The 12,823-nt window shown below is 38.9% G+C and carries 11 protein-coding genes, 1 rRNA gene and 1 other annotated feature (1 of these 13 cut by a window edge); all 12 genes read right to left on the bottom strand.

Features of this window, described 5'->3' with window-relative positions:
* Positions 1-63: a binding site (T-box leader), on the bottom strand (it extends 157 nt beyond the left edge of the window).
* Between the two features lie 18 nt (positions 64-81).
* Positions 82-1,539 (bottom strand): glutamate--tRNA ligase, encoded by a 1,458-nt coding sequence (gene gltX / locus J7W16_RS19965; protein WP_210599241.1) that lies wholly within the window; start codon positions 1,537-1,539, stop codon positions 82-84.
* 73 nt (positions 1,540-1,612) lie between these two features.
* Positions 1,613-2,083, bottom strand: coding sequence for a 2-C-methyl-D-erythritol 2,4-cyclodiphosphate synthase (gene ispF, locus J7W16_RS19960; protein WP_210599240.1), 471 nt, complete (start codon positions 2,081-2,083; stop codon positions 1,613-1,615).
* 4 nt (positions 2,084-2,087) lie between these two features.
* Entirely contained in the window at positions 2,088-2,771 is a 684-nt protein-coding gene (ispD, locus tag J7W16_RS19955) for a 2-C-methyl-D-erythritol 4-phosphate cytidylyltransferase (protein ID WP_210599239.1), read from the bottom strand.
* 140 nt (positions 2,772-2,911) lie between these two features.
* Positions 2,912-4,000, bottom strand: a complete 1,089-nt coding sequence (locus J7W16_RS19950; RefSeq protein ID WP_210599238.1) for a PIN/TRAM domain-containing protein — start codon at positions 3,998-4,000, stop codon at positions 2,912-2,914.
* A gap of 121 nt (positions 4,001-4,121) precedes the next feature.
* Positions 4,122-5,195, bottom strand: coding sequence for a DNA integrity scanning diadenylate cyclase DisA (gene disA, locus J7W16_RS19945; protein ID WP_210599237.1), 1,074 nt, complete (start codon positions 5,193-5,195; stop codon positions 4,122-4,124).
* 2 nt (positions 5,196-5,197) lie between these two features.
* Positions 5,198-6,577: a DNA repair protein RadA gene (gene radA / locus J7W16_RS19940; RefSeq protein ID WP_210599303.1), complete on the bottom strand. Its 1,380-nt coding sequence runs from the start codon at positions 6,575-6,577 to the stop codon at positions 5,198-5,200.
* 149 nt (positions 6,578-6,726) lie between these two features.
* On the bottom strand, positions 6,727-9,168 hold the full coding sequence (clpC, locus tag J7W16_RS19935) for an ATP-dependent protease ATP-binding subunit ClpC (RefSeq protein WP_210599236.1): 2,442 nt from the start codon (positions 9,166-9,168) through the stop codon (positions 6,727-6,729).
* 18 nt (positions 9,169-9,186) lie between these two features.
* Positions 9,187-10,263: a protein-arginine kinase McsB gene (locus J7W16_RS19930; RefSeq protein ID WP_210599235.1), complete on the bottom strand. Its 1,077-nt coding sequence runs from the start codon at positions 10,261-10,263 to the stop codon at positions 9,187-9,189.
* A 3-nt stretch (positions 10,264-10,266) separates the two neighbouring features.
* A complete protein-coding gene (locus J7W16_RS19925; RefSeq protein ID WP_210599234.1) occupies positions 10,267-10,800 on the bottom strand; it encodes a protein-arginine kinase activator protein McsA in 534 nt (177 codons plus the stop codon).
* A 16-nt stretch (positions 10,801-10,816) separates the two neighbouring features.
* A complete protein-coding gene (locus tag J7W16_RS19920; RefSeq protein WP_210599233.1) occupies positions 10,817-11,287 on the bottom strand; it encodes a CtsR family transcriptional regulator in 471 nt (156 codons plus the stop codon).
* Between the two features lie 238 nt (positions 11,288-11,525).
* The gene (locus J7W16_RS19915) at positions 11,526-12,314 is read right to left on the bottom strand and encodes a VLRF1 family aeRF1-type release factor (RefSeq protein ID WP_246880121.1); all 789 of its coding nucleotides are present in this window, start codon (positions 12,312-12,314) and stop codon (positions 11,526-11,528) included.
* 415 nt (positions 12,315-12,729) lie between these two features.
* Positions 12,730-12,823, bottom strand: a 5S ribosomal RNA gene (rrf, locus tag J7W16_RS19910); the annotation flags it as partial.

Below are 12,823 nucleotides of genomic sequence, written 5' to 3'. Positions count from 1 at the left end.
GCCAACTGGTAGTTCTCTCTGTTAAGCTTCATCTCTCTTACTTTTCCCTATCAACACTTCTTATCTCTATTTTTTTATGAATTAAGCCAATAGTTTATTTAAACGTGCAATGACAACTTCTTTACCAAGTACTTCAATTGAATCTGGAAGTTCCGGTCCGTGCGTTTGGCCTGTTGTTGCAACACGGATAGGCATGAATAACTTTTTCCCTTTTTGCCCAGTTGCTTTTTGTGTTGATTTTATAGCAGATTTAATTGAAGCCGCTTCGAAGCTTTCTAACTGCTCCAGCTCCTTAACAAACTGTGCCAAGACTTCTGGTACTTGCTCTTCATCTAGAACGGTTTGTGCTTCTTCATTATACTCAATTTCTGTTTTAAAGAAAAGTTCTGTTAACTCAACAATCTCTGCACCGTATTGCAGCTGTTCTTGATATAAACCAATTAAGCGTCTAGCCCAATCATTCTGCTCATCACTTAGACTCTCCGGTAAACGTCCTGCCGCGATAAGATGTGGAAGAGCTAAGTTAACAACCGTATCAAGATCAGCTTGCTTAATATACTGATTGTTCATCCAAGCAAGCTTATCTGTATCAAAAACGGCCGGTGCCTTTGACACACGCTCAAGTCCAAATTGTTGTCCAAGTTGCTCAATTGAAAAAATTTCTTCCTCTCCAACTGGGGACCAGCCAAGTAATGCTAGGAAGTTTACAAGTGCTTCTGGTAAATAACCTAGCTCCTTATATTGCTCTACAAATTGGATAATCGACTCATCACGCTTACTCATTTTTTGACGATCTGGATTCAAGATTAGCGAAGCGTGAGCAAAGCGTGGAACATCCCAACCAAAAGCTTCATATAATAAAACCTGGCGTGGTGTGTTTGATAGATGTTCCTCTCCACGAATAACATGAGAAATCTTCATTAAATGATCGTCAATCGTTACCGCGAAGTTATACATTGGGATTCCGTCTTTACGTGCTATAACAAAATCGCCAATTCCGTTCGATTCAAATGTTACTTCACCTCTTACCGCATCATCGATAACCAAGGATTTGTCCTCTGGTACTCGAAAACGTACAACAGGTTTTAATCCTTTTTCTTCATAGGCTTTGCGTTGCTCATCTGTAAGATCGCGGTCACGGCCACTGTATCTTGGCATTTCGCCTTTAGCCTTCTGGGCTTCGCGTTCTGCCTCAAGCTCTTCCTCCGTCATATAACAGTAGTAAGCTTTTCCTTCTTCTAAAAGCTGATCAATGTACGTTTGATAGATTTCGGTTCTTTCCATACAGCTGTAAGGACCATACTCCCCACCGACATCAATGCTTTCATCCCATTCCATGCCAAGCCATTTCAAGCTATCAAGTAATTTTTCTTTTGCCTGCTCTACATTACGAGCTTGATCTGTATCCTCAATTCTTAAGATGAACTTTCCACCTTGGCTTTTTGCAAATAAATAATTAAATAATGCGGATCGTGCTCCGCCGATATGTAAATGTCCTGTTGGACTTGGAGCAAATCTAACTCGAACGTCACTTCCCATTCTAAACACCCTTCCTCTTTTTCACTTTTTCTATTTTAGCACCATTTAACCATTGACAGTCAAGTTTTCGTTGTTATTTAACTAGCAAAATAACTGCCTGAGCTGCAATACCTTCTCCACGTCCTGTAAATCCTAGCTGTTCAGTCGTTGTCGCTTTTACATTCACTTGATCGATCTCTGCTTCAAGCAATTCAGCAATTCTTGCCTTCATTGGTTCAATATATGGAGCCATTTTAGGCTTCTGTGCAATAATCGTACAGTCTAGATTTCCTAACTTAAGGCCGCGTTCCTTAACGAGTTGCCAAACATGACTAAGGAGCTTAGCAGAGTCAGCATCCTTAAATTCTGCAGCCGTATCTGGAAAGTGACGGCCGATGTCACCTTCACCTATTGCCCCAAGTGCAGCATCTGCAATCGTATGTAGTAAAACATCAGCATCTGAGTGGCCAAGCAACCCTTTTTCATATGGAATTTCAAGTCCACCAAGAATTAGTGGTCTTCCCTCGACTAATTGGTGAACATCAAATCCTTGTCCAATTCTCATATCTTCATTTCTCCCTCTCCTGCATGATAGCTTCAGCAAAAACTAAATCCTCTGGTGTCGTTAGTTTTATATTATGATAATCTCCCTCAACGATAACTACATCATGGCCGATCCATTCAATAAGACTTGCATCATCAGTTCCTAAAAACTGGACATCCTCTGCCTTGTCGTGTGCCATTTTTAGTAAAGGCAGCGAAAATGCTTGCGGTGTTTGAACAGCCCAGAGTTCACTTCGATTTAGTGTGTGTTTTACCTGCCCTGCAGTAACTCGTTTAATGGTATCTTTTACTGGTACTCCAACTGTTGCAGCACCTTGTTCCGATGCCTTCTTAACCAATATATGTATTGTTTTCGGATGTATAAAAGGACGGGCACCATCATGAATAAGAACAATTCCCTCTCCACTGATTGCCTCAATCCCATTCTTCACACTATGTTGTCTTTCATTACCGCCAATGACAAAAGCTATCACCTTTGTTATTTGGTGCTGTTTTATCAATTCCTTCATCAATTCGATCTCTTCTTGATTTGTCACAAGGACGATTTGACGACAGGATGGGTCTCTTTCAAAAACTCGGACTGTATGAATAATAACAGGTTCCTGCCTGAGTGGTAGCAGTAATTTATTCTTTCCTGCCTTCATTCTTTTTCCTTGTCCAGCTGCAACAATAACTACACTATAATCCACGCATCTCTCTCCAATCACATGAAAAAATTAATAATTAATTTAGCATGCTCTTTCTAACAATAGCATAACTTATTGTAAGCTTGTACAAGAAAAAGAGAAGCGCCTATTCTCCCTAAGAGATAGAACGCTTATCCTTCTAACTATTGAGCCTTTTCTAATAGTTTCGGCTTAGCAAAAATCATTCGGCCTGCACTCGTTTGTAAAACACTTGTGACGACAACATCAATATGTTTACTAATGTATTCACGTCCACCTTCAACAACAATCATTGTTCCATCATCTAGATAAGCAACACCTTGATGCTGCTCCTTACCGTCTTTGATGACTTGAACCTTAAGCTCTTCTCCTGGCAGAACGACAGGCTTGACGGCATTTGCTAAGTCATTAATATTTAATACTGATACCCCTTGTAGCTCACACACCTTGTTAAGATTAAAATCATTTGTGACAACCATTCCTGAAGATAACTTCGCTAACTTAACCAGCTTACTATCTACTTCAGAGATTTCATCAAAATCTCCTTCATAAATTTCTACATTTATCGGTAGTTCTTTTTGAATCTTATTAAGAATATCAAGTCCACGACGTCCGCGGTTTCGTTTAAGAACATCTGAAGAATCGGCAATATGCTGTAATTCCTCTAACACAAATTCAGGGATAACAAGAGTTCCTTCTAAAAATCCAGTTTTGCAAATATCTGCAATCCGGCCATCAATAATCACACTAGTGTCCAAAATCTTAAGTTGCTTGCCTTTTGTCGGATCTTCTTCTTCCTTTTTCTTACCAATGTTTCGAGTCAGGGTAAATAAATTAATAAGTTCATCTCGTTTTTTGAATCCAATCTGAAAACCAAAATAACCTAGAAAAATAGTGACGAAAATCGGGAGAACTGTACTAACCACCGCGATACTGATTGAGTTTAATGGAATTGTGATGAGGTAAGCGACAAAAAGTCCTATAATTAAACCCATCGTTCCAGATAACACATCAGTAAGGGGAGCTTTAACAATTTTTTCTTCCATTAGCTTCATAAAATTCACGATATAGTCAGCTAACCAGAATGTAGCGATAAAAAATAAAATTGCACCAACCAATGCACCTGCATATGAAGTTGTAAGCCATCCAGGTACTTCACCAACATTTAAGATATGGATAAGTTCTGGTATAAAGATAAAACCTAGTGTTCCTCCAACAAGGACGAAAAAAAGCTGTACCATACGCTTTAGCATCCATATTCACCTCCTCTTATTATTATAGACAAGTTTCTCCTTTTGAAACCTATCAAACTGTATTTCACATAAATTCTCAGAATTATTCCATATTCCAAAACCTACTTAACACTAATCCCTGTTAAATATGGCGATCCACGAACAATTGTTCTTGGATGCGATTTAATCCTTCCTTTATCATCTTCGCTCTAGATTCTCCAATTCCTTCCACTTCATCTAATTCTTCAATACTTGCGAACATAATGTTCGTTAAATTTCCATACTTTTCAATCAGGTTCTTAATTATCGGTGCAGGAAGTCGTGGAATTCGATTTAATATTCGGTAGCCTCTTGGTGTAACTGATTGTTCTTGGATATTGACAACCTTCCCAAAGCCGAGTACCTTAACAATCTCTTGTTCATCAAAAAGTTCATCGCCATCAAATTTCGAAAGCCCCTGCAACATCTCTTCCACATTCTGTTTTGTATCTTTAACATAATCCTTTAATAGCAGCATAGCTTCCTTCTCCGTATTTGCCACAAGTTCATTTAATTGCATTGATATCAATCGACCTTCATCACCAAGCTCATTAACATAGTTAAGGATTTCTCGCTTAATCCGTAAAACCATCTGGACTCGATGAATCACCTGTGTTACTTCGTAAAAGGTAACCAGCTGTTCAAATTCTAATGCACCTAAATTAGTAATTCCTTGGTCAAGGACAACCTTATATTTCTCTAGGGTTTGAATGGCTTGATTAGCCTTTGTTAAGATAACACCGATATCTCTTAATGAGTATCGATAATCCCCTTGATATAAAGTGATAACATTTCTTCTCTGGGAAATAGAAATGACTAGATTGCCTGTTTGTTTAGCTACCCGCTCAGCAGTACGGTGGCGGATCCCTGTTTCATTTGAGGAGATTCCGTTATTCGGTACCAATTGTGTATTGGCATATAATATCTTTTTCCCGTCTTCACTTAAAATAATTGCCCCATCCATCTTAGCTAGTTCATATAGGTATGCAGGAGAATAATCACAATTTATAAAGAATCCTCCGTCAACAATAGGAATCATCCCATTGTTATAACCAATTACAATTAAGCCACCTGTTTTTGCTCGAAGAACATTGTCGATACCAGCACGGAGGGGAGACCCTGGTGCGACAAGTTTTAATAGGTTCTGAACAAAAGCATTACACTGTTCTTCTGCCATCTTTATCCTCCTATCCCGACTTCTAATGCCTGTTCCAATGTTGAAACGCCAATTACCTTTATTCCTTTTGGATAAGTCCAACCGCCGAGATTCTTTTCCGGAATGATTGCTCGTTTGAAACCGAGCTTTGCAGCCTCATTGACTCTTTGTTCAATCCTTGAGACTCGTCTTATTTCTCCAGTTAATCCAATTTCGCCTATCGCTACATCTGTTGGACTCGTTATTTGATTTCTAAAGCTAGATGCAATGCTTAAGGCAATAGCTAAATCTATGGCTGGTTCATCTAACCGTATCCCACCAGCAACATTTAAATACGCATCTTGATTCTGTAACAGTAAACCAACTCTTTTCTCTAGTACAGCCATTAATAATGAAACTCGGTTATGATCAATCCCCGTTGCCATTCTTCTAGGATTCCCAAAACTTGTAGGGGATATCAATGCTTGTAGCTCTACTAGAACAGGTCGAGTACCCTCCATTGACGCAACAACAATTGAACCTGCAGCTCCTTCAGACCGGTCCTCCAAGAAGATCTCGGAAGGATTAAGCACCTCTTCAAGACCCACTTCTTTCATTTCGAATATACCCATCTCATTTGTTGAGCCGAATCGATTTTTCACCGCTCTTAATATTCGATATGTATGATGGCGTTCACCTTCAAAGTACAAAACAGAATCAACCATATGTTCTAGAAGCTTAGGACCCGCTATCGATCCTTGCTTTGTTACATGACCAACAATGAAGATAGCAATACCTCTTGTCTTAGCAATTCGCATGAATGCAGCAGTACATTCTCTTACTTGGGCAACACTTCCAGGTGCAGAGGTAATTTCTTCTTGATAAACCGTTTGAATCGAATCTATCACAACAAGCGTCGGTTTCACTTCATCAATCGCTCTCTCAATGAATGAGATATCCGTTTCAGCTAATACATAAAGATCGGCTGAGGTCACTCCTAGTCGATCTGAGCGTAGCTTGGTTTGTTTAACTGATTCTTCACCAGATATATATAATACTCGTTGCTTTGTTTCAGCCAATTTCGATGAAAGCTGTAATAGAAGTGTAGATTTTCCAATACCCGGATCTCCACCGACTAAAACAAGTGAGCCAGGGACGATTCCTCCACCTAATACACGATCTAATTCGAGCATCGTTGTGCTTATTCTCGCTTCAGTATCACTTACAACTGATACGATTGATTGCGGCTTAGAGCCCGCTGTAGAACTAGAGGTCACATAGCTACGGCTTGATTGCTTGGCACTCGCTTCAAATTCTTCGACCATTGTATTCCAGCCTTGACAGCCAGGGCATTTCCCCATCCATTTTGCTGACTCATATCCACATTCCTGACAAACAAACTTTGTTTTCTTCTTTGTTGCCATTCCTTTAGTCACTCCCTTAACCATCCTCGTTTAATTGTAGCAAATATAGATGATAAAAAGCGACTTACTCGTATTCTATGGTGAAAAGCCAGGAGAATATGACTATCCCCTGGCTTTTCTCACGCTTAAATCCTTTGTTTCTGCTATTTCTATACTTGTAGATTCTCTCGTGTTTCAACAAACAGCTCATCATCCTTAACATCGATGAGTGCCTTCTGTCCTTTCACAATCGTACCTTTTAATAGTTCTTCTGAGAGACGATCCTCAACTTGCTTCTGAAGTGCACGACGGAGAGGTCTTGCCCTGTACTCTGGATCATAGCCTAAATCCGTAATCTTATCCTTTGCAGCCTCTGTCAACTCAAACTCAATACCTTGCTCCATTAGTCTCTTCTTCAGTTGATCTGCCATAAGTGTAATAATCTCACGAACATGCTTCTTCTCAAGCGAATGGAATACAATTAACTCATCAATACGGTTTAAGAACTCTGGACGGAAGCTTCGTTTTAAATCATCCATCACTTTACTCTTCATGTCCTTGTATTCTTGGTTTTCACTATCTGTTGTGAAACCTAGGAATTTATTGCGGCTAAGTGTGCTAGCACCAACATTAGACGTCATGATAATTGCCGTATTTCGGAAATCAACTGTTCGACCTTTAGAATCTGTTAATCGACCATCCTCAAGCACTTGTAATAAAATATTAAACACTTCTGGATGTGCTTTTTCAATTTCATCTAGCAAAATAACTGAATATGGCTTACGACGTACTTTCTCTGTTAATTGCCCACCATCGTCATGACCAACGTATCCTGGGGGTGAACCAACAAGACGGCTTGTTGTATGCTTCTCCATGTACTCAGACATATCGATACGGATTACAGAATCTTCATCTCCAAATAACGTTTCAGCAACCGCTCGTGCAAGCTCAGTCTTACCAACACCTGTTGGACCTAAGAAGATAAATGAACCAATTGGTCTTTTCGGATCTTTTAATCCTGCACGTGCTCTTCTTACTGCTTTGGAAATTGATTTGACCGCTTCCTCTTGGCCGACAATACGCTCATGTAGAATTTCTTCCATTTTTAATAAACGATCTGTTTCTTCTTCTGCTACTTTAGAAACAGGAATTCCTGTCCAGCTCGCTACAACCTGAGCAATATCTTCGACAGTTACTTCAGTTGCTTCTTGCCCCTGTTTCTTCTTCCATTCATTCTTCATCTCTTCCAGTTCCTCACGAAGACGTTGCTCCGAATCACGAAGAGAGGCCGCTTTCTCAAATTCTTGACTTTGAACAGCTGCGTCTTTTTCTTTACGTGTTTCATCTAGTCGTTGTTCAAGTTCTTTTAAATTTGGTGGAGCTGTATATGAACGCAAACGTACTTTAGATCCTGCCTCATCAATTAAATCAATTGCCTTATCTGGTAAGAATCGGTCAGAAATATAACGATCGGAAAGCTTAACCGCTTGATCAATTGCATCATCAGTAATTGTTACACGATGATGTGCTTCATAACGGTCACGAAGACCTTTTAGAATCTGAATTGATTCATCTAATGTTGGTTCATTTACTTGAATTGGTTGGAAACGACGCTCTAGAGCAGCATCCTTTTCAATATACTTACGATACTCATCAAGGGTTGTGGCACCGATACACTGAAGTTCACCACGAGCTAACGATGGCTTAAGAATATTTGACGCATCAATCGCACCTTCTGCACCACCAGCACCAATTAATGTGTGCAACTCGTCAATGAAAAGAATGACGTTTTGTGCTTGGCGAATTTCGTCCATAACCTTTTTAAGACGATCCTCAAACTCACCACGGTACTTAGTACCTGCAACAACCGTACCCATATCAAGTGTCATCACTCGCTTGTTGCGAAGTGTTTCTGGAACTTCATTTGCAATAATTGCTTGTGCTAATCCTTCTGCAATCGCTGTTTTACCAACCCCAGGCTCACCAATTAATACTGGATTGTTTTTTGTACGACGGCTAAGTACTTGAATGACTCGTTCAATTTCCTTACTTCGTCCAATAACAGGGTCAAGTGATTCCTCTTTAGCTACAGCTGTCAGATCACGAGCCAAGCTATCAAGTGTTGGTGTATTGGCATGTGTAGCACCGCCACTTTGTGAGGAAGAACTATTAACCTCATTACTTCCAAGTAACTGAAGCACCTGTTGTCTTGCTTTATTTAAGCTGACACCTAAATTATTTAGAACTCGTGCAGCTACACCTTCACCCTCACGAATCAAACCAAGTAGAATATGTTCTGTACCTACGTAGGAGTGACCTAGTTTACGAGCCTCATCCATTGAAAGCTCAATCACCTTTTTAGCTCGAGGTGTATAATGGATTGTTTTTGACCCTTCTTGGCCTTTACCAATTAAAGATTCTACTTCATTTTGGATTTTATCTGAACCTAAACCTAATGCTTGTAAGGCCTTGGCTGCGATTCCTTCACCTTCACTAATAAGTCCAAGTAAAATATGTTCTGTCCCTATATTATTATGCCCTAATCTAACTGCTTCTTCTTGAGCTAATGCTAATACCTTCTGTGCTCGTTCTGTAAATCGTCCAAACATCATTGACGCTCACCTCCGTAGTTATTCATCCATACCTTCTTCTAATCTTAGGCGCTCTCTAATTAACGTTGCTCTTCTTTCGTCACGTTGATCAGGAGTTAGTACTTCCCCAGCATACTGCTGAAGAAATCCTGGTTGTGTCAAAATCATTAACTCGTTGAGGATATTTCCGGACAAGCCTTTAATTAAACCTAAATCAATTCCAAGTCTAACATTTGAGAGACGTTGTGTAGCCTCTTTTGATTCAATCATTCTACTATGGGCTAAAATCCCAAATGAACGATGAACACGGTCTTCAAGCTGTAGTCTCGACTCATCGAGAAGTAACTCTCTTGCTGAGCGTTCTTGTTGAATCAGTTGCAGTACAACGCCTTGAAGATCCTCAACAATATCTTGCTCTGACTTTCCGAGAGTAAGCTGGTTAGAAATTTGAAATAGGTTACCTAAAGCTTCGCTACCTTCCCCGTAAATTCCTCTAACAACTAATCCTAATTGATTAATTGCCGGCAAAATCCGATTAAGCTGATGGGTCATTGCTAACGCGGGAAGATGCATCATTACAGATGCTCTCAAACCTGTCCCAACATTTGTTGGACAACTCGTTAAATAACCTCTTTTTTCATCGAATGCATATGTTAGATGTTTTTCAACCCAGTCATCAATTTCATTGGCCTTGTTTAAACCCTTCTCTAGTTGAAAGCCTGGAAGTAAACATTGTATTCTTAAATGGTCTTCCTCATTCACCATAATGCTAACAGATTCATCATGGTCTAGTAGGACAGCACCATGCTTTGAATGATCTGCTAGATGAGGGCTAATAAGATGCTTCTCAACAAGAACACGTTTTTCATTTGTTTTCATTTCATCAATTTGAAAAACCTCTAATGATCCAATTAAATCGAATTCCTCCTGCGTTAGGGCATCTCCAACATGCTTAATAACGGCATATGATTCTTCCATTGATGCAAGTAAAGGAAATTTATATTCCTCCAAGTTCCTTGCTAATCTTATTCGGCTACTTAGTACAATATCCGAATCTGGTCCATCTTTTTTCATCCAAGGGCTAAGTGCTTCTGAAATAAATTGTTGGAGCGACACTAACTATCCCTCCCTTTTCTCTTGTTTCTTTAATTCTAGCGAACGGATTGAATCACGTAGCTCGGCAGCTTTCTCAAATTCCTCTTGTTCAATATACTCTTTAAGCTTTTGCTTAAGAGCATTTATTTCACGTTGGAGCTGAATGCCACCACCAATTCGTTTCGGTAGTTTTCCTGCATGAGTCTGATTTCCACTATGAACACGTTTCAAGATCGGATCAAGCTTCGAAGAAAAGTCCTTATAACAATGAGCACAACCAAATCTACCTACTTTAGTAAATTGACTATATGTCATCCCACATTTAGTACAAGTTAACTCAGAATTAACTCCTGAATTTTCTTCACTAGATTTAAGTGGCTGGTCAAAATGTAACAATCCTGATAATAATTGATGAATTGAGAAGCTATTCGTTCCTGCTGAATATTCACCTTTCTCCTTAGCACATTGTTCACAAATATGAAACTCTGTCTTTTCACCATTGATAATCTTAGCGAAATGCAAAGTCGCTTGTCTTTGGTTGCATTCCTGACAAATCACAGGATCACCTCCCGAACTAATTAGTTTCTCTGTATTTGAGTGTCTCTAACATTGCCTTAAGGATCTTGGCCCTTACTTCATCACGTTGAGACATCTGAAGCTGGTAATTATCCCTACTGACAACACTAATCATTAAATTCGTCTCACGTTTTGTTACTGCTTGTTCTTCATACAATCTTATGATCATATTTTCTGCGGTATGTTGATCAATATGATTTCCTATCATACTAATCATGTGATCAAGTAAGGCAAGTTCATCGTGTGGGCTAACTTTTATGATTCGAATATAGCCACCCCCGCCTCTTTTACTCTCAACTTGATATCCCTTTTCTAATGTAAATCTAGTTTGAATGACGTAATTAATCTGGGAGGGTACGCACTGAAACTTCTTAGCGATATCTCCTCTTTTAATTTCAAGTGGATCACCACCAGTTCTCTGAATTGTTGCTTTTAAATATTCTTCGATGATGTCTGATATATTTCTCAAAGGTTCCCCCCCTTCCTTTTGACTTTGACTATCTTTGACTTTATAGACATTATATTCACTTTGTCTAAAAAGTGCAATATGTATGCTCATCATTAGTATAACCATGCTTATTAGGTTGATAACCGTATCTTAGCGAAATTCACATTAAAAATATAGCCTTTTAGAATTAGTCAAAGGAGAGCCCCGCATATAGTACTGCGAGGCTACTTTAGGTGAATTTACTATAAGTAGTCTACTGTTAGGAAGCCAACACTTGTCCAACAATTTCTTTTGAAGAGAATTTCTTATAATTTTTATTCATTTTCTTAATTGATGAAAATTGAAGATAATCCTCAAATGCTGACGTTAGTTCTTCTTCTCCCAGTAGATAAATAGTATTCCAACCTTTGCTTCTTGCTTCCTTTTGTAATGTATTTGCCAACGATTTGAACCATCTATGTTGGTTTGCCTCAAAACGGTGTTCATACTTATCACGGTGATTTGTACCACTTGCTATTCGTTCAGTCGCTGCGACGCCTTCTTGTTTTCTCCAATCATCGTTTTCAATATCAAGCTCATAGACCATCTCGTGCTTAACTTCACCTATACTTGTTTCAATTGCAAAGACGCCCTCTTTTTGAATAAATAGTATTCCTTCTAGTGGATAATCTGCTCTAATTTTTTCAAGCTGAGTAAGTATTGGTTCCTTCTCCCAGTAAAATTCGTTATTTACCGGGATCTGTAATTTCTTTAGAAGAAACTTGCCATTTGCAGCAACTATGAATATGATCCCTTTGGGTAATTCAGTTTGTAGCTTATGGATTTCTTTAATTGCTTTATTTTGCATCTTATTAAATACAGCTAGGTCTTTTTCACCTATGGATTTATTATATTCCTCTAGCTTTTTTAAGCCGTTTTTTAATCTGATTTTCCATTCACCTTTTTGTTGATCATTACTTGTTTGATCTGTGCTTAAGTAAATGGTCAAATATCCGTCCTTGCTACTTTGGTCTTTTAATCGTCGGAGATCTTTATCGAATATCATCATTTTCTTGTCCTCCTTTGATTTTTTTATACTATTCCACTTTACTATCTTCCTTTTCTATAACCTCGTAATCGAATCACTAAACACATTTTTTGAAATTAAGAGAATAGAAAATTGTCATTTTAAACGGATATTAGTAATTTTTCGTATTAACACTTGCGAGTCTTTCTTCTACCTGATTATGCGAAAAGACCTCTGTTCCTTTACTCAAAGACACTTCTACACACTTCCTCATTTTATGCATAAAAAAAGCATTCCTTATTGGAATGCTTTAGGGTATCTAGTTTGTTAGCTGGCTCATTACTTCTCTTTCTATTAGATACAAAACAGGAGATTTTTCAAGGTGACTGACGAAGAGAAACATAGGGATATCTTTATAAAAATTAAAAAGCACAATCCAAATGGATTGTGCTTAATTGCCCGGCAACGTCCTACTCTCACAGGGGGAAGCCCCCAACTACCATCGGCGCTGAAGAGCTTAACGACCGTGTTCGGCATGGGAACGGGTGTGA

It is taken from the genome of Halalkalibacter suaedae (genome assembly GCF_017939705.1).
GTDB classification, from domain to species: Bacteria; Bacillota; Bacilli; order Bacillales; family Bacillaceae_D; genus Halalkalibacter; species Halalkalibacter suaedae.
Note: the sequence above shows the minus strand (reverse complement) of the source record. Positions and strands in the feature narration are given on the sequence as shown.

What these genes read in the sequence shown, in the direction of transcription:
- gltX (WP_210599241.1), bottom strand. Translation starts at nt 1,539, where the DNA reads ATGGGAAGTGACGTTCGAGTTAGATTTGCTCCAAGTCCAACAGGACAT.
- ispF (WP_210599240.1), bottom strand. Translation starts at nt 2,083, where the DNA reads ATGAGAATTGGACAAGGATTTGATGTTCACCAATTAGTCGAGGGAAGA.
- J7W16_RS19950 (WP_210599238.1), bottom strand. Translation starts at nt 4,000, where the DNA reads ATGCTAAAGCGTATGGTACAGCTTTTTTTCGTCCTTGTTGGAGGAACA.
- disA (WP_210599237.1), bottom strand. Translation starts at nt 5,195, where the DNA reads ATGGCAGAAGAACAGTGTAATGCTTTTGTTCAGAACCTATTAAAACTT.
- radA (WP_210599303.1), bottom strand. Translation starts at nt 6,577, where the DNA reads ATGGCAACAAAGAAGAAAACAAAGTTTGTTTGTCAGGAATGTGGATAT.
- clpC (WP_210599236.1), bottom strand. Translation starts at nt 9,168, where the DNA reads ATGATGTTTGGACGATTTACAGAACGAGCACAGAAGGTATTAGCATTA.
- J7W16_RS19915 (WP_246880121.1), bottom strand. Translation starts at nt 12,314, where the DNA reads ATGATGATATTCGATAAAGATCTCCGACGATTAAAAGACCAAAGTAGC.